Genomic DNA, 16,148 nt, shown 5'->3' with positions numbered 1-16,148 from the left:
ATATGGATATCAATACTATTTCAGCAACATTAATAAACAACTCACTACCAATAATCGCAGCCTTTAATCTTTTGATTCATATTTTCTGCGGTCTAGGAATAGCTAAAGATATACCCAAAATTTTAGATAGAAGACTTACAACTATTTTATTACCAAAAAATATTTGGATTTTAGTTGGTTTAGTATTTGGCATATGGGGATTATTAGTATATTGGCTATTTCATCACTCAACTTTCTCACGAGGGTAAAGCTAACTCACCAAAAACTTCTTTTCTTAGATTATCAATATCTTTACGAATAATCTCTTCAACAACTTCTTTAGTAAGAGTATGATCAATATCTCTAATACAACCTACATTACCCCATTTGCTTTCAAAAAATTTATTATCAACGATTTTATCATTCTCTGCTAGAGTAACACGTATAGCCTCATGAAATTTACCAAGCTTACCATTAAACAGTAAAAGCAAGTATGCTCCAAGCATTTTTCTAATCTTGACCTTGCTGAGTACACGCATAGTTTTATGATGGATAAAAAATGGAGTAATTAAATGGAGTTTCTGATATAACGCTTCATCAATCAAAGATGATATACCAGCTGACATTGATATTGCATAGATTAGATCATAGTTATCAGCACTAATCTTATACTTATTGATAATCCGTTTTAATTTTCTTCTGACAAATATAGGACGACCTAAGGCTACTGTAGTTACCTTAACTTTTATACCATCAACATCAACATGCTCAACACTATCACCCTTACTGTAATAGCCTCTTATAACTAATATATTTAATCTGTCTTTATTCATTAAGCTTTTTCAATAAGTTCTATTTGATAACCATCTGGATCTTTTATAAATGCGATAATTTGGGTACCACCTTTTACTGGACCTGCCTCACGAGTTACAACTCCACTTTTTGCTTTGACATCATCACAAGCTTTGTAGACATCCTCTACTTGCATGCATAAATGTCCAAAAGCATTACCATGATTATATTCATGCTCACCCCAATTATATGTCAGTTCTAGAACCGTATGATTAGAGATATCTCCATAACCTAGAAATGCTAAAGTATACTTATACTCTACATTATCAATTTTTTTCTGCACAGTCATTCCTAGTACATTTGTGTAAAAGTCGATAGACTTATCTAAGTCTTTTACTCGTAACATTACATGAGCAAAACGCATCTAAACTCCTTATAAAAAATTTATTTGTTATTGATGAACTATTTTGCTATATTATAGCAGATTTTTAATCCCCTGTTCGCAACTATCCAGGGTTAACAAAACTATAGGAAAGCAAATGACTAATTTTCAACTTTTAATATTATTCACACTTATTGATTTTTCAATTCTATTTTTATCTTTCAAGCTTTTTGGTAAAAAAGGAATTTATGTATTTATTGTTATAAGTGTAATAGCTGCAAATATCCAAGTTAATAAAGGTGTTGCTTATGATATTGCCGGATTTCATATTATCGCAACATTAGGTAATGTAATGTTTGGAGGTATTTTTACCGCTAATGATTTACTCAATGAAAAATATGGTCGACAGGAGGCACGCAAAGCTGTATTAAAGTCAATTTTTTTTGGTATATCATTTATGATTTTTATGTTTATCTCAACATTATTTACTAGCTTAAATGATCCTTTCTATAATGATGCTAATAAAGCACTTAACTTATTTTTCTCTATTGATGGTGGTGCTTTGAAAGCTGTGATTATCGGCAATATGGTATATCTGATATCTCAACTTTTTGATGTACTTATTTACTCAAAAATAAAAAGCTATAGCTCCGATATAAAATGGTTATGGTTAAGAAATACTGGCTCAACTTTAATATCACAAATACTTGATACAACTCTTATTACTTATGGGTTTGGCTTTGCTGGAGTTTTACCACTTGATTATGCTTTTGAAATAATAATCTCAACTTTAGTAATAAAATATACGATTGCTTTAATAAATGCGCCGCTGTTTTACATACTAGCATTTACTAAGCCTTTGAAGAATAATGATTAAAACTAAGTAGATTATTTTTTAGTGATCTTCTCAAGTAATAAAGTATCGCCATCAACATTTTCTGTAACTAAACCTATACCTTTACAGTAAATCTCGTAGTCTATTATATGATAACAATCTCCACCATAATCTTTTTTGTAACATTGCTTAGTATTATTATCCATACGAATACAGTCTTTGTAGGTATTATCATTAACTACAATTTCTGGTATTACTTTTGTAAACTCTGAAGTTCCTGTAGTATGCGACATATCATTAGAACTATTTATCTTATCAACTTTATTTAGGATAATATGTTTAGGGAATAGTGGCTGTAATTTGAGATCTAAACTTTGTAACTTGCCATCTCGATCTGCTACCTTACTGTTACCAAAATAAACTGCACCATCTTTAACTTCATAAACAGACTCATTTGAAATATATGGTTTATCTCGGCCTAATGATGTTTTTGTCTCATAGACACATTTTGTTTTGTTTTCATTACAGTTTTTAACAGTTAGATCAAATGCTGGGGTAAGCTTAGCAGGCTTATCTAAATGATTATAAACATAAGTATAAGTAGCTCCAACATCTGTTGTAATATAATCACTTCCGTTCAGAGATACTTGCTGATTATCTGCTGCAAATGCTATTAATGGTAAACCTAACACTAATATAACTTTTTTTTTCATTTTTACTTCCTTTATCTACAAATTTTAGCATCGCACCAAATAATAAACTACAGAAGAATAAAATCTAAATCAAGCCTAATTTCAATAAACCGTAATATACTCCATCATTATAATTTGTTTTAGTGATTAAATCAGCTTTTTCTTTTAGTTGAGAAGATGCATTCTCCATTGCAATAGCAACATCCACTCGATCAAACATCTCAAGATCATTATTTCCGTCACCAAAAGCATAAGTCTCATAATCTTCTAAGCCTAGATACTCGACCACCTTATCAATACCATTAGCCTTTGTATGACCCGCTAAATAACAATCAACATAACCATGCTCATTATGCGGTGCTGTAACATAATCATCACCAAGTGTATGCTGTAAGGCAACAACGTCAACATTCCTACCTAAAACCAAAGCATTATAAATTGTGACATTGTACAGGTTATGCGTAGTAATAATTTTATCTTTATTAACAATAACGTTATCATAAAAATAGCTAAGATCTTCTGACTCAAGGTTATTTACATAGGCATACTCACCCTCAAAGAGCCAATCATGATTATGTTTCTCACAGAATTCTAAAATACTATCTATAGCACTTTGTGGGAAAAGTTTCTCGTAGACAAGCTTATCACCAACTCTTACAACTGAACCATTAGCAGTAATAAAACCATCCATAGGTAGTTCAAGAACTGCTGAAGGAATAAAGCCTTGTGTCCTCCCAGTAGCTATGAAAGTTTTATAACCCTGTTTTCTAAGATTTTTTATTGCTTGAATATTTCTCTCTGAAACAAAAAGTTTTCCCATATTTTCATGCACTAAAGTACCATCGATATCAAAAAAGAATGCTTTTTTCATACTTAAATTATATAAATTTTATTTGATACTCTTAATGATAAATGAGTAAAAGATAAAAGGATATAACTATTTAATTTTTTCGATAATTAAGGCTACTGTAATTTCTAGCATATTTGATGCTACTACATAAAAAATACTCTAAACTTTGGTTAATTACTGTGGATATTAATGATAAGTATAATATTAGCACCAGCCAAGAATATTTCTTATGTTTAACAACATCAACAATAAAGACAAATGGCAGGATATTCATCAAAGTACTCGATATAAAACTACTACTGCCATAAAAGCTTCTTTTAGTAATTGATTAATAGATAAACATCGCATCACCATAACTAAAAAATCTATATTTTTGAGCTATAGCATGATGATATGCTTGCATAATTTTGTGTTTATCAGCAAAAGCACTTACAAGCATAATCAAAGTAGATTTTGGTAAATGAAAGTTTGTAATCATCGCATCTACAACATTAAATTTCTTGCCGGGATATAAGAAAATATCTGTCTCACCTTGATAAGGTTCAATCTGACCATTTTGTCCCGCTGTTTCAAGTGAACGCACAGAAGTTGTACCTATAGCTATGACTCTCCCACCATTTGCTTTTGTTTGCCTAATTTTCTCACAAACATCCGCTGGTACAGATATTACCTCAGCGTGCATTTTATGACTCTCAACATTATCAACTTGTACTGGTTTAAAAGTTCCAGAGCCGACATGCAAAGTTATATAAGCAATATCGATACCTTTATCTTTTATCTGTTGCATTAGCTGTTGTGAAAAATGTAATCCTGCAGTAGGAGCTGCAACTGAACCAAGGTCTTTAGCATATACAGTTTGGTATCTCTCAGCATCAAACTCTTCATCTTCGCGTTTCATATATGGTGGTAATGGAATATGTCCAAATTCTTCCATCAGATGATAAATATCTTTGTCGCCTTGTATCTCAAGCAGATACATACCGCCATCTTTGTCTAAAACTTTTGCTAGAGTATCCTCAACATATATTTCACTACCAATAGCTGGTGAACGGTTAGCTTTGATATGTGTTTCAAATAGTTTTGGTGTTTTGATCCTTTCTATAAGGTATTCAAGTTTTGCTCCGGTAGTTTTACTGCCATACAAACGCGCTAACATTACTTTACTATTGTTAAAAACAAGTAAATCTTTTGGTGTTATAAAATCAATAAGATCAGTAAACTTATGATCAGCTATTTCACCTGTTTTCTTATTTAACTTTAGTAACCTACTAGCATCACGATTTTCTAATGGATAGCTAGCGATCAACCCTTCTGGTAATTTATAATCAAAATCATCTGTTTTCATAAATAACCTTATACTGTAAAAATTACTATTTTTTAGTGCTTTTAAAATTTGCTTTTATTTCTTTTAGAATCTGTTTTGATTCATAATCATTGAGAACTTCGTTAAGAAATTGCTCATCATCAATATCAAACATCTTTTTCAATAAATCTTTATCTGATAAATCATTTAGCCCTTTACCATAAATAAGCGAACTTCTATTTTTCAAACTTAGACAAAAACTAGCATATTCAAAACATTTACTAAGTAATTCACTTTCATCATTTTCAGGATCAAAATTTTCATCTATCATCGTATTCATTTGAATAATTTGATCTGCAAGCAGTTTACTTGTGAGAATATTCATCTTGAGTAAATCAAACATAGTAACTTTCTTCTCTCTATTAAACTTTGTTACTAGTATATTGATATTTTTAACAATCTCTTCCAAACCATCGTGCTTATCAAATTCTAAGAATAGCTTTTTTATGTCTAATATTTCGTTTTCCATATTTCTTCCCTTTTTCTTGAGCTTACAAAGCTTGCTTCACAACTATACTTTTAACAATATTATTCTTATCAACAAACTCAAACCCTGCTCTACGCGCTTTTTTAAGATATTGATTATCGCTTGCAAAGACTTCTTTAAATGTTTTCATCAAAGCTAACATCTTAGTATTATCAAGCTTACGTTCACGCTGATATTTATCCAGTGTTGAAATATGACCAATCAAACGACCTTTTATAAAGGCTTCACTCAAAACTTTAGCTAGCGTGATAACATCTTTAAAGCCTATATTTACACCTTGCCCTGCTAATGGATGAATCGTATGTGCTGCGTCACCTATCAATACCACATTGTTTTGTATATAACTTTTAGCATGGCGCTCTATTAGCTCAAAACTAAATCTTTTTGATAACAGACTAAGACTACCAAAACTATTATTGATAGCTTTAGTAAGCTCTATCTCAAACTCCTTATCTGCCAAACTCATCAGAAAACTAGCATAATCAGTCTTTACAGACCAAACTATTGATACTTTATTTGCATCTGCTAAAGGTAAAAATGCCAATACCCCTTTATCATAAAAACGTTGATATGCTGTTTGTTGATGGTCTTTTTCAAGCTTAATTGTTGCAACTACTGCAGCATGTTCATATGATTTAACTTTAGTTTCAAAATTAAAATAATCACGAATAAAAGAGTTAGCGCCATCTGCACCAATTATTAGACTAGTTTCGATTGACAAATCCTTGTCATCCTGAACTTGATTCATGATCTCGCCACTATTCTGACTAGAACTATCGAAGTGAGAGTCTGGCATGGCTGTCTTTAGGAAGAGCTTTTCAGTATTACCATTTCTTTGGATTTTATGTATTTTTTGATTAGCAAAGATCTCGATACCTGTATCTCTGATCTTCTCTAGTAGCGCTTCAACTATTACGTCATTTTCAACAATGCAGCCTAAACTATGCTCGGCTATTTCTTCAGCTGTAATATTTATACTCTCACTAGGAATATCATCCCATACACGCATTTGATAATATGGTGATATACGCTTATTTTTTATATTATGCCAGACACCTAATTGTTGCAAAAAACTTTTTGAAGTATGGTTTATAGCACTAACTCTAGTTTCAACTCTATCAGCACTCAAAGGCTTATGATTAATCTTTTTTGCTTCAACAACAGCAACCTGAAAACCATTCTGGTGCAATGCCAAAGCAAGGCTTAAGCCTACCATGCCACCACCGACAATCACAGCATCTTTTTGAATATTTCTAACGCTCATCCTCAATCACCTTTCTCATCAAAGTTGAACCTTTGCTAAGCTTACCCATCATCACTCTTGATAAAACTTTTTTAGCCAACTTACTTCTTTGTAACAGGTGTAAACCAGCATTTCTACTTATAACCAACTTAGTATCATTAGATACAAACCATTTTACAAATCCATGTGTGACAAAAATTGTTCTATCATGATCTGGTTTTCTGAGTTTAGCAAACTCTGCTAAAACAGCTGTAATTGAGTTCTGAGAAAAATCACTCTCTACAAGCAAATCATACAAAAAACCAATATCACGAATACTTAGATTCATCCCCTGACCAGATACAGGATGCAAAAAATGTAATGCATTACCAAAAAAAAGTACATTATTTTTATAGACTTGCTCAGCTTGGACAAGATATAAAGGAAAAACCGCTGGTTTCGAAGTAAGCCTAATCTGCCCCAATCTATAACCAAAGCGATCTTGAAGCAACTGTTCAAACTCTTTATTATCCAAGGTCAATTTTGCTTTTGAATTATTTCTATCAATAGTCCAAACACAGCCCATAGTTGTTTTTGCTTTAGGTAACATTGCTAGTACCCCATCGGTCATAAACCTTTCAAAAGCTGTATTATCATTATCAAGCTCTGTTTGAATATCAAAAACAAGCGCATCTTGATGATAATCAGTTGTCTTAGCTGAGACATTTAGCATTTTTCTTAAGCTTGAGTTAGCACCATCACAAGCTATTATCAACTGTGCTTGTATAGTTTTAGTCTCTCCTTGTTGCTTGACTACTAGAGAATACTTATCATTATGCTTATCTAAATCAACAACATTTGTTTCAAAAAATTTGATAATATTTGGATTAGCAGCAACACTTTGCAAAGCAACAGTCAGAAGCTCTTGCATCGGCGCAATAGCTCCTAAAAATGGCAAATCTTCATCTTTAGCAAAAATCTCAGCTCGTCCATATCTGCCCTTATCTGAAACATGAACTTTTTTAATAGCTTGAGTTTTACTTGCAACCTTATCCCACAAACCAAGTGTATTTAAAAAAGCTATTGATGAATAAGACACTGCAATACTTCTATTATCATTTTTTACTTGCAGCTGATCTTTCTCAATATGGATAATTTTACATCCAGTCCTGGCTAGAGCTAAAGAAGTAAATAAACCGACTATCCCTCCACCAACAATTGCCACATCATATTTAGTATTCATGCTGATACCTAAATTTTTTCACTATCAATAAGTAAAACTGCTACTTTTGTATACTCAAACAACTCGATAAAGTCTTCTTCGCAAGCATCATCTTCACCCAAGGCCTCATAGTCCATATATGAGATTTTCATCAAATCACTAATTGCTTCCTTGATTTCCTTATCTTTTGAGTTCTCAAAATCTAAACCAAATAAACCCACGCCTGATAAAAATCCTTTTATCCAATATGTAAGAGCCTCAGCTCGATAACTCAAAGGCTCATCATCAGCTGGGATAAATAAATCAAAATTTAGACTTTTTTCATCGAATTGAGATTTAGTATAATCATAAAGTTTTTTCATAGTTTTTAAAGCTGAACCAGCAACTAAATCACCTTCCTCAATCGGCTTAGTCATTAGAGAATCTGACCAAGCTGTAAATTTAACTTCAGCACCAAAACTAAACAAAGCACAAAGTAATCCATGGGCTTCAGAAGCTGAGCTTAAAGCCTGCATTACTTTTAATGCTTGAGCAACATCTTCAAAATTAGGTTTTTCATTTTTCATAGAAATTAGTTTTATTTTATATATTATTGTTAAACATTTTACTGTATATAGATAATTAGTTATAGGTATTTGTTAAAAAAGATTTACTTAATAAAAGAAATATATATTGCCCAAATCAATAATCTAAATTGGTAAAAGTCAAGAAATATATCTATAAACTTTTTAGTGTAAATTATTCAAAGAATATATATAGTGATTTATAATGGCTATGTAATCAAGAGTTTAGTTGTCTGGGTTATTGGTGATTTAGTTACAATCTTGTACCGATACTACTTAGAAAGGGGAGCCTTGGTGTTTTGACTAGAGAGCAAGCTTTGATGCTCTAGCATTGACAAAGAAGCCCAACGTTGAAACTATGGCACCCACCTTGATACCATAGGGATCAAGAATATTGAGCTAAAACGGTAATCTGGATAACTAATTTTTATATTTATATTTGCAGCTATGGATAAAAATCAAATACGTAGAGAGCTTTTAAATATTAGGAATTCTCTTATAAGTAAAAAATATCTTAGTGAAAAAATTAGCACTAAATTAATAAATTACATACAAGCAAATTTCACTAATCCTAAAATTGCTAGTTTTGCGTCACTAAAAAATGAAATAGATACCCAAACTATTAATAATCACTTTGAAAATATATATTTACCTATAGTTCATCCATTTGTAAAACATGGACTTTGGTTTGCTAGAGATTCTAAGAAATATTATCTAAATAAATATAAAATCAAAGAACCGGTTTATTCCATTAAAGATGTAGTTACAGCTTGGGAGCTAGATATTATTATCGTACCGATTGTTGGTTTTACTAGCGATAAATTTAGAATGGGCATGGGTGGAGGCTTCTATGACTATAACCTAAGCTTTAAAAAAATACATAAATGGCCATTAACTATAGGTATAGCCTTTGATGAGCAGCAAAATAATGCTATTATCATAGATACACACGATATTAAGCTTGATTTAATTATCACACCTACGAGGATATTATAACTATGGATAGTACTACTGTAGCACAACAAATCAAAATTCAAATATTATCCAAAGTTGAACCTAAAGCTATAATCAAAATAATTGACGAAACACATAAGCATGTAAAACATAGAGGTTATACTCAAGGCAAGTATCATTTTATACTGAATATAACTTCACAAAAACTTAGTACCATAACAAAAATTCAGGCACACAAACAAATATTCAAAGCTGTTGAAGATTTAATGCCATATATTCATGCTTTATCAATAAAGATCAAACCGGAGTAAGAATGTAATGTTTGATTTTATTATACATTTTAATGAGTATATAAACTATTTTATTGATCTTTTAGGAGTATGGTTCTACATATTATTATTCTTTATTATTTTTTGCGAAACTGGAATTGTTTTAGGTATATTTTTTCCAGGTGATTCTTTACTTTTTACGATTGGCATTACAGCAGCTGCTACAAGTATTAACATTCATCTAGCGGTATTAGCGATATGCTTAGGTGCTATAATCGGTGACTCATGTAACTATATTACTGGCAAATTTATTGGAGAAAAACTCTTCAGTACACACGCACGGATTCTCAAAAAAGCTTATCTGATAAAAACTAAAGAATTCTTGGAAAAATATGGTACAAAAGCAATAATTTTCTCACGATTTATTGCATTTGTTAGAACGATCACACCTTTTGTCGCAGGTGTAAGCAGAATGAATTATCTGAAATTTGTCACATTGGGAACAATATCAGCAATCATATGGTCTTTTTCAATAACATACACAGTTTACTTCTTTAGTGATAACCAATTTGTTAAACAAAATTTAAGTCTTTTAATTGCCATAGTAGTTATTGCTGTAATTATCCAAATACTTATTAAGAGTATTATAAATAAAATAAAACTAAAAAGAACTTAACCTTTAGAAATTATTTTTTTATAATCTAACGACAAAACATTAAAAAGCACAACTCATGGATACAATCGCGGCGTTATTAAATATTGTCTTGCATCTAGATCAATTTATTAGTACTTATATAAATATACTAGGCGACTGGACTTACTTATTGCTTTTTTTAGTGATTTTTTGTGAAACTGGACTTGTCATAACTCCTTTTTTGCCGGGTGATTCGTTACTTTTCGCTATAGGTCTTACCGGAGCTGCAACAACCCTTAATGTTCACTTAGTAGCCCCAATATTAGTAGCAGCTGCTGTTTGTGGAGATTCTTGTAACTATTTCTTAGGTCGTATGATTGGTAAAAGAATATTCAAAGATGATGCAAAAATTCTCAAGACTGCACATCTCTTAAAAGCTCAAGAATTCTTTAATAAGTACGGCCCTGCAGCTATTATACTTGCTAGATTTACACCACTTGTGCGTACATTTATGCCTTTTACAGCTGGTATGGCACGGATGCGATATACTAAATTTGTTGCAATGGGTATTATTGGTGCTTTTATCTGGGTTTATTCTATTGTTTATTTAGCGTTTTTCTTTAGTAATAATGCTTTTGTTAAAAAATATTTTGGCTTATTTATCATTTTAATTGTTGTTGTCTCTTTGATACCACCGACAATATCTTTTATCAAAGCTTTCAAAAACAAATTATTTGATCGTTAATACAATTCAGCAAATCTATTAATTTAATAATTTGATTATCGCTTTTAAAACAATTCTCATGTTTAGAATCTATTTTTTAAGGTTTAAATAGTCGATTAGAAGTTTCCTACTTTTTAACTGCTTACCCGCTAAAGCATAATCAATACACACTCGAGTAACTCTAGAAATTGCTTTTAAATCATCATTTGACCATGAGCTTAGCGGTTGATTTATTTTCTTAAGACTACTACCTGAAATACAATTTGTAGCTAAATCGAGATCTTTTCTAAAACCATTAGGAAGTATAGTATAACTAGAGTCATTTTGTATTGAGATTCCATCAATATCACTATCAGCATAGATACCTTGACCAAGACTATTTAATAACTCAAGCTCAAACATTCTCAGTAAGTATCTATAGTTAGCTTCATCGATATTTCTTAAGATAAAATCATATTTATCAAAAAGAATATCTTCTTCATGAGAGTAATTTAAAAGTAAATATATAAGCTCATTAATATACTGTAGTGACAATAGGTTTATATATGATTTTTGGTAAAATGACTCTACAAACTCAATATTATAAATTTTAGCTAGCCCATCAGCTTTTTTAGCAAGTTTAATTTGTCCTTTTAGTTTAACTAATGGTTGATATAGATTTGCGGTTTTTTTATTAACTGTTATTAGTGCTGAGACCTTACCAAACTCACGCGTAAATATGAACACAAGTAATGAATTTTCTCTATACTTGCGTTGATGTAGTATATAAAAGTCATATAGCTGCTGCATTTATTTTCTCAATAAGCTGTACTATTTGTAAAGCGTTTCTATATCTAGCTTGTGGTAAATCAAAATCCAATATTAGATTTTCTAAAGAAATTTGACTTAGATTTTGTTTGTTTAGCAAGCTAAGCTGAAGCCACTTAAGCATAGCTAAGCTATAAGCATCGCCATAAACTCTATATGATACTCTTTCATCACAAATATAAATCTCAACTGTTGAAAAACTATCACTAACGCTATATTTAGCCTGTTCTGCTAAGATAATTCCATCTTCAAACTTAACTTGTTTTAAAAGTTGTCGAGTCAAATCATTATACATTTATTTCTCCTTGTGGAGATAAAGCTCGCAAAAGCTGTACTTTTTCTTTTAGCAAATTAGCTGCTTGGGTAACTTGTACTAGGGTTGTTTGTAGCCCAAAAGATATTCTAAGCGTTGATTCTGCTTGAATTGCTGTCAAACCTATGGCACTTAAGACATGTGAAGGCTCAACTGCCTGAGAATTGCACGCCGAGCCCATTGACATACAAACCCCATCAACTAATGCTAATAATGTTTCAACTTTTACTCCTAAAAATGTCACACTTAAAATCCCAGGGTAACTATTTTCAAGATCTGTATTAATCTTTATATTAGCTAACTCTTGAATAATATCTAAAAACACTTCTCGCATTGCTAACACATATTCAAAGTTTTGTTGTTTTTTAGCAAACATCTCTCTAGCGGCTGTAGCTAATGCAAATATTTGATAGGTTGCTAATGTCCCAGCACGCAAATCAAACTCTTGAGCCCCACCATGTATTTGCTTTACAAGCCTAACTTTTGGTCGTTTAGATCTTATATATAAAAAACCAATACCCTTTGGTGCATACAGCTTATGCCCAGAAACTGATAATAGATCAATATTCATCGCTTTGATATCTATATCAACTTTACCATAACCTTGGGCAGCATCAACATGTAATAACACTCCTTTTTGTTTGGTTATCTTACCAATTTCTATAAGATTATTTTTTGTCCCAAGCTCATTGTTTACAGCCATTAAACTTACAAGTATGGTTTGTGGTGTAATAGCTTTTTTAAGCTGCTCCAAATCAACCTCACCAAACTGGTTAACATCAAGGTATGTAACATCAAAGTCTTGTGTCTCTAAAAACTTACAAACATCCAATACTGCCTTATGCTCAGCTTTTGATGTTATTATATGTCTACCTTTATGTTTATAAGCATATGCTACTCCTTTTATCGCAAGGTTATTTGACTCTGTCGCCCCTGAAGTAAAGATAATCTCTCTTGGTAGTACTGCTAAAGTTTCTGCAATTACAGCTCTGGCCTGCTCAATTTTGTTACTAACAATTTCTGCTTGCTGATATGTCAATGATCCAGAATTAAAAAAATCATCATCACTAGTTATCGAATTTAGCATAGAGTTTTTGACACTTTGGCTAAGTGGAGTTGTCGCAGCATAATCTAAATAAATAAGACTCATTACAAATTAATAATTCTTTTATTTAATAGCTAATATTGCTATTATATCAAATAATTGTGTACATAGTACTTTAACAAAATCGCATCTAGATTAAGCAACTGATTAGAGATGGTAAATCTAGTCAATTTCGTAGAGAAATTAGCTTAAAAATCTCGCGATTTATAAGAAAGGCCAAAATCGGTCACAAAGCGAGCTGGCTCGTTAAACAGTCAGCTATGAGTTATATTTATTGAAGGAATTAATAACAAATGAAAAGAATACTAATAAACAGCAAAAGTGGTGAAGAAACAAGAATTGCCACCTTAGATAATGGCAAACTAATAGATTTAGATATTGAGAGTGTTGATAGAGAACAAAAAAAAGCAAATATTTACAAAGGTTATATTTCAAGAATTGAGCCAAGTTTAAATGCTATATTTGTTAATTATGGCGAAGAAAAAAATGGTTTTTTACCATTTAAAGAAGTATCAGAGTATTACCTAAAAGATGTTCCAAATGGTGAAAATATCGCACCTTTGCTTTCAGAAGGACAAGAATTAATTGTTCAAATAGATAAAGAAGAACGAGGCGATAAAGGCGCGGCATTAACTACATTTATTACCTTGGCTGGTTCATACATGGTGTTACTGCCAAATAACCCTGAGGGTGGCGGTATCTCTCGTCGTGTCGAAGGTGAAGATAGAGAAAGATTAAAAAAATACCTTAAAGAATTAAATATCCCAAAAAATATGAGCGTAATAGCAAGAACTGCTTGTGTTGAATGCTCTTTTGAAGAATTAAAACATGATTTTGATACTCTAGTTGAATTGTGGGAATCTATTTCTAAAGCTTATCATAGAATCAAAAAACCAGCACTATTACATAAAGAGAGTGATATTATTGTTAGAACAGTGAGAGATCACTTAAAAGAAGATGTTAAAGAAATTATCGTTGATTCTAAAGAATGTTTTGAAGATGTCAAAAGACAGCTTAGCCTACTAAGACAAAGCTTTGATATAAATAAAGTAAAACTATACAACGAAGAATTACCTTTATTTGCTCAGTTTGGCATTGATCAACAAATAGAAAATGCTTATAAAAGAGAAATTCGCCTACCATCTGGTGGCTCTATCGTAATAGATACTACAGAAGCACTTGTAGCAATAGATGTAAACTCATCTCGCGCTAACAAAGCTGAAGATGTAGAAACTACAGCATTTAAAACTAACCTAGAGGCTACAGAAGAAGTCGCTCGTCAACTTAGAATTAGAGATTTAGGTGGTCTTGTTATAGTTGACTTTATTGATATGTCATTCTACCCAAATAGAAAACAAGTCGAAGAGAAATTAATGGAAGCGCTACAGCAAGATAGAGCACGCATCCAAATGTCACGTATTTCCAAACTTGGACTAGTTGAAATATCAAGACAACGCTTAAGCTCTTCAATTAACGAAAGTGTAATGCAAAAATGTCCACGTTGCGATGGTCATGGTTTTATCAAAACTACTCAAGCTACAGCACTTACTATCCTACGTAAAATCAGAGCAGAGGCTATCAAAGAAGATACCAACGAAATTCGTGTCCAAGTTCCTGTAGATATCGCAGCGTATATACTAAATGAAAAAAGAGATAGTATTATTGAGATTGAGAGAATTTCTCAAGTTAAAGTTATGATTATCCCTAACTTTAATATGGAATCACCAAAATTCCAAATGCAAAGAATTTGGGGTACTAGCTATAAATCAAATCGTACTAGCTCAGAATTAATAGAAGATGTTTATAACATTGAAATTCCTAAAGCTGGTAAGAAAAAAGTTGCAGCTGTGGATTTAAATCAAGCTATAGAAAATCAAGTTACTAATCAAGCTACTAGCAGTATTCAAGAGCAAAATCCTCAAACAGATACTCAAATAAATACAGCTATGCAAAATGATAAAAAACAAGATGCTGTGACTCAACAAACTAATAAAAAAGGCTTCTTTGCTAAACTTTTTAGTAGTATATTTGCAACTGATTCAAAAACTACTCAACAAGCTAATAATCCAGGTCAAAAACAACAAAACAAAGAACAAAGCTTCCAAAAGCAGCAACAAAATAAACTACAAAAAGACAATAACCAGCGTAATGAACGCAACAACAATAATAAAAATGAGCGTAATAAAAATAGAAATAATAAAGGCGCAAAACCACAAGTGGCTCAAGAAAATAAGCCACAAAAAGATAATAACCAGCGCAATGATATCAATGCTAGCAGCAATAATAATGATAAAAACGAGCGTAATAAAACTAAACCAAACAGTGATAAGTTTGATAAAAAATCAAATAACCGCAACAACAGAAGCAATAACCTAAATCTAAACAATGCTGAAGAAGTTATTGATATTACGCAACTTAAGTATCAAAATCAAACAGCTGTTGCCAAAACAGATAATGTTAAAAAGGTGATTTCGAAGAATCCTGATGAGTTTATCTCTGTAATGGTCAAAGATGTCTTAGAAAATTATGATAGCCTAAAAGATGATGGCGCTACAAAGATAGCTACCCAAGAGAAAATTAAAACTAACAAATACTTAAAGTTTGATACTGTATCTGTAGATACTGAAATAGCTCTTCTTAATGAAGTCGCTAAATCAAATCAATCTAGTGAAGCTGAGCAAATATCAGCTGTAGCAGAAGAATCTTTAAGTGTTGTTGATAAAGTTGATGAGATAACAATAACAGAGGCTGTAGTAGAGCAAGAAAAGCCAGCGAAAGTGGTTAAAGAAATTAATCAAACTAGTGAAGCTAAACCTAAAAAAGAAAAACAAACTACTACAAGAAATAATAAGAAAGAAAAGCCAGCTGAAAAAGAAATTAAGCAAAATCAAGCTAAGCCTGAATACATAAACTATTCACCAGCAATTGATTTTGAATCTCAAGCACTAATATAGA

19 protein-coding genes and 1 other RNA gene are annotated in these 16,148 nt (G+C 31.6%); 8 read left to right on the top strand and 12 right to left on the bottom strand.

All coding sequences use genetic code 11. The annotated features are described in order from the left end of the window. Nucleotides 1–2 precede the first annotated feature (2 nt). Complete coding sequence (locus tag FSC454_RS03830; RefSeq protein WP_014548588.1) at nt 3–248, top strand: hypothetical protein; 246 nt, start codon at nt 3–5, stop codon at nt 246–248. Here the strand turns inward: FSC454_RS03830 and FSC454_RS03825 are convergent. Both FSC454_RS03825 and gloA read right to left on the bottom strand, forming a co-directional pair. Further along, nucleotides 237–812: a hypothetical protein gene (locus tag FSC454_RS03825; protein WP_014548589.1), complete on the bottom strand. Its 576-nt coding sequence runs from the start codon at nt 810–812 to the stop codon at nt 237–239. The two genes, FSC454_RS03830 and FSC454_RS03825, sit on opposite strands and share 12 nt — an antisense overlap. Further along, nucleotides 812–1,195 carry a lactoylglutathione lyase gene (gloA, locus tag FSC454_RS03820; RefSeq protein ID WP_014548590.1) on the bottom strand — a complete coding sequence of 128 codons (384 nt, stop codon included), beginning with the start codon at nt 1,193–1,195 and terminating at the stop codon, nt 812–814. The genes FSC454_RS03825 and gloA overlap by 1 nt, the downstream gene beginning before the upstream one ends. 115 nt (nt 1,196–1,310) lie before the next feature. On the opposite strand from gloA, the gene FSC454_RS03815 reads away from it, so the two are divergent. After that, complete coding sequence (locus FSC454_RS03815; protein WP_014548591.1) at nt 1,311–2,030, top strand: queuosine precursor transporter; 720 nt, start codon at nt 1,311–1,313, stop codon at nt 2,028–2,030. 11 nt (nt 2,031–2,041) lie between these two features. Here the strand turns inward: FSC454_RS03815 and FSC454_RS03810 are convergent, their stop codons facing one another. The 7 genes from FSC454_RS03810 to FSC454_RS03780 form a co-directional block, all read right to left on the bottom strand. Further along, nucleotides 2,042–2,701, bottom strand: coding sequence for a hypothetical protein (locus tag FSC454_RS03810; RefSeq protein ID WP_066044670.1), 660 nt, complete (start codon nt 2,699–2,701; stop codon nt 2,042–2,044). A gap of 64 nt (nt 2,702–2,765) precedes the next feature. Continuing rightward, nucleotides 2,766–3,551, bottom strand: a complete 786-nt coding sequence (locus FSC454_RS03805) for a Cof-type HAD-IIB family hydrolase (protein ID WP_066044668.1) — start codon at nt 3,549–3,551, stop codon at nt 2,766–2,768. Nucleotides 3,552–3,858: 307 nt separating this feature from the next. Further along, nucleotides 3,859–4,875 carry a tRNA preQ1(34) S-adenosylmethionine ribosyltransferase-isomerase QueA gene (queA, locus tag FSC454_RS03800; protein WP_066044667.1) on the bottom strand — a complete coding sequence of 339 codons (1,017 nt, stop codon included), beginning with the start codon at nt 4,873–4,875 and terminating at the stop codon, nt 3,859–3,861. Nucleotides 4,876–4,900: 25 nt separating this feature from the next. Beyond that, nucleotides 4,901–5,362 carry a hypothetical protein gene (locus tag FSC454_RS03795; RefSeq protein WP_066044665.1) on the bottom strand — a complete coding sequence of 154 codons (462 nt, stop codon included), beginning with the start codon at nt 5,360–5,362 and terminating at the stop codon, nt 4,901–4,903. A gap of 22 nt (nt 5,363–5,384) precedes the next feature. Further along, nucleotides 5,385–6,644 (bottom strand): UbiH/UbiF/VisC/COQ6 family ubiquinone biosynthesis hydroxylase, encoded by a 1,260-nt coding sequence (locus FSC454_RS03790; protein ID WP_066044663.1) that lies wholly within the window; start codon nt 6,642–6,644, stop codon nt 5,385–5,387. Beyond that, nucleotides 6,634–7,845 (bottom strand): FAD-dependent monooxygenase, encoded by a 1,212-nt coding sequence (locus tag FSC454_RS03785; protein ID WP_066044661.1) that lies wholly within the window; start codon nt 7,843–7,845, stop codon nt 6,634–6,636. The genes FSC454_RS03790 and FSC454_RS03785 overlap by 11 nt, the downstream gene beginning before the upstream one ends. 8 nt (nt 7,846–7,853) lie before the next feature. Continuing rightward, entirely contained in the window at nt 7,854–8,390 is a 537-nt protein-coding gene (locus FSC454_RS03780) for a UPF0149 family protein (protein ID WP_066044659.1), read from the bottom strand. Between the two features lie 224 nt (nt 8,391–8,614). On the opposite strand from FSC454_RS03780, the gene ssrS reads away from it, so the two are divergent. The 5 genes from ssrS to FSC454_RS03755 all read left to right on the top strand — a co-directional run bounded on the left by ssrS (nt 8,615) and on the right by FSC454_RS03755 (nt 10,989). Continuing rightward, nucleotides 8,615–8,810: non-coding RNA, 6S RNA (gene ssrS, locus FSC454_RS03775), on the top strand. Nucleotides 8,811–8,834: 24 nt separating this feature from the next. Further along, nucleotides 8,835–9,383 (top strand): 5-formyltetrahydrofolate cyclo-ligase, encoded by a 549-nt coding sequence (locus FSC454_RS03770; protein ID WP_066044657.1) that lies wholly within the window; start codon nt 8,835–8,837, stop codon nt 9,381–9,383. A gap of 2 nt (nt 9,384–9,385) precedes the next feature. Further along, the gene (locus FSC454_RS03765; protein WP_066044655.1) at nt 9,386–9,652 is read left to right on the top strand and encodes a BolA family protein; all 267 of its coding nucleotides are present in this window, start codon (nt 9,386–9,388) and stop codon (nt 9,650–9,652) included. 7 nt (nt 9,653–9,659) lie between these two features. Continuing rightward, entirely contained in the window at nt 9,660–10,286 is a 627-nt protein-coding gene (locus tag FSC454_RS03760; RefSeq protein ID WP_066044653.1) for a VTT domain-containing protein, read from the top strand. 55 nt (nt 10,287–10,341) lie between these two features. Further along, a complete protein-coding gene (locus FSC454_RS03755; RefSeq protein ID WP_066044652.1) occupies nt 10,342–10,989 on the top strand; it encodes a VTT domain-containing protein in 648 nt (215 codons plus the stop codon). 69 nt (nt 10,990–11,058) lie between these two features. On the opposite strand, the gene recO is transcribed toward FSC454_RS03755, so the two are convergent. The 3 genes from recO to FSC454_RS03740 are packed head-to-tail and all read right to left on the bottom strand — an operon-like array spanning nt 11,059 to nt 13,238. Continuing rightward, nucleotides 11,059–11,757 carry a DNA repair protein RecO gene (recO, locus tag FSC454_RS03750; protein ID WP_066044650.1) on the bottom strand — a complete coding sequence of 233 codons (699 nt, stop codon included), beginning with the start codon at nt 11,755–11,757 and terminating at the stop codon, nt 11,059–11,061. Then, nucleotides 11,741–12,070: a hypothetical protein gene (locus FSC454_RS03745; RefSeq protein WP_066044648.1), complete on the bottom strand. Its 330-nt coding sequence runs from the start codon at nt 12,068–12,070 to the stop codon at nt 11,741–11,743. The genes recO and FSC454_RS03745 overlap by 17 nt, the downstream gene beginning before the upstream one ends. Next, nucleotides 12,063–13,238, bottom strand: a complete 1,176-nt coding sequence (locus tag FSC454_RS03740) for a cysteine desulfurase family protein (RefSeq protein ID WP_066044646.1) — start codon at nt 13,236–13,238, stop codon at nt 12,063–12,065. The genes FSC454_RS03745 and FSC454_RS03740 overlap by 8 nt, the downstream gene beginning before the upstream one ends. Before the next feature lie 248 nt (nt 13,239–13,486). On the opposite strand from FSC454_RS03740, the gene FSC454_RS03730 reads away from it, so the two are divergent. Further along, on the top strand, nt 13,487–16,147 hold the full coding sequence (locus FSC454_RS03730; protein WP_066044644.1) for an Rne/Rng family ribonuclease: 2,661 nt from the start codon (nt 13,487–13,489) through the stop codon (nt 16,145–16,147). Nucleotide 16,148 lies beyond the last annotated feature (1 nt).

Origin of the sequence: Francisella hispaniensis FSC454 (genome assembly GCF_001885235.1) — a bacterium.
GTDB classification, from domain to species: domain Bacteria; phylum Pseudomonadota; class Gammaproteobacteria; order Francisellales; family Francisellaceae; genus Francisella; species Francisella hispaniensis.
This window is presented reverse-complemented; position numbering and strand designations above follow the sequence as displayed.

Excerpts from the sequence above, each read along its gene's own strand:
- FSC454_RS03770 (WP_066044657.1), top strand. The coding sequence starts at position 8,835 with ATGGATAAAAATCAAATACGTAGAGAGCTTTTAAATATTAGGAATTCT.
- FSC454_RS03730 (WP_066044644.1), top strand. The coding sequence starts at position 13,487 with ATGAAAAGAATACTAATAAACAGCAAAAGTGGTGAAGAAACAAGAATT.
- FSC454_RS03830 (WP_014548588.1), top strand. The coding sequence starts at position 3 with ATGGATATCAATACTATTTCAGCAACATTAATAAACAACTCACTACCA.
- FSC454_RS03765 (WP_066044655.1), top strand. The coding sequence starts at position 9,386 with ATGGATAGTACTACTGTAGCACAACAAATCAAAATTCAAATATTATCC.
- FSC454_RS03780 (WP_066044659.1), bottom strand. The coding sequence starts at position 8,390 with ATGAAAAATGAAAAACCTAATTTTGAAGATGTTGCTCAAGCATTAAAA.
- recO (WP_066044650.1), bottom strand. The coding sequence starts at position 11,757 with ATGCAGCAGCTATATGACTTTTATATACTACATCAACGCAAGTATAGA.
- queA (WP_066044667.1), bottom strand. The coding sequence starts at position 4,875 with ATGAAAACAGATGATTTTGATTATAAATTACCAGAAGGGTTGATCGCT.
- FSC454_RS03745 (WP_066044648.1), bottom strand. The coding sequence starts at position 12,070 with ATGTATAATGATTTGACTCGACAACTTTTAAAACAAGTTAAGTTTGAA.
- FSC454_RS03785 (WP_066044661.1), bottom strand. The coding sequence starts at position 7,845 with ATGAATACTAAATATGATGTGGCAATTGTTGGTGGAGGGATAGTCGGT.
- gloA (WP_014548590.1), bottom strand. The coding sequence starts at position 1,195 with ATGCGTTTTGCTCATGTAATGTTACGAGTAAAAGACTTAGATAAGTCT.
- FSC454_RS03810 (WP_066044670.1), bottom strand. The coding sequence starts at position 2,701 with ATGAAAAAAAAAGTTATATTAGTGTTAGGTTTACCATTAATAGCATTT.
- FSC454_RS03760 (WP_066044653.1), top strand. The coding sequence starts at position 9,660 with ATGTTTGATTTTATTATACATTTTAATGAGTATATAAACTATTTTATT.
- FSC454_RS03805 (WP_066044668.1), bottom strand. The coding sequence starts at position 3,551 with ATGAAAAAAGCATTCTTTTTTGATATCGATGGTACTTTAGTGCATGAA.
- FSC454_RS03815 (WP_014548591.1), top strand. The coding sequence starts at position 1,311 with ATGACTAATTTTCAACTTTTAATATTATTCACACTTATTGATTTTTCA.
- FSC454_RS03755 (WP_066044652.1), top strand. The coding sequence starts at position 10,342 with ATGGATACAATCGCGGCGTTATTAAATATTGTCTTGCATCTAGATCAA.
- FSC454_RS03790 (WP_066044663.1), bottom strand. The coding sequence starts at position 6,644 with ATGAGCGTTAGAAATATTCAAAAAGATGCTGTGATTGTCGGTGGTGGC.
- FSC454_RS03795 (WP_066044665.1), bottom strand. The coding sequence starts at position 5,362 with ATGGAAAACGAAATATTAGACATAAAAAAGCTATTCTTAGAATTTGAT.
- FSC454_RS03740 (WP_066044646.1), bottom strand. The coding sequence starts at position 13,238 with ATGAGTCTTATTTATTTAGATTATGCTGCGACAACTCCACTTAGCCAA.
- FSC454_RS03825 (WP_014548589.1), bottom strand. The coding sequence starts at position 812 with ATGAATAAAGACAGATTAAATATATTAGTTATAAGAGGCTATTACAGT.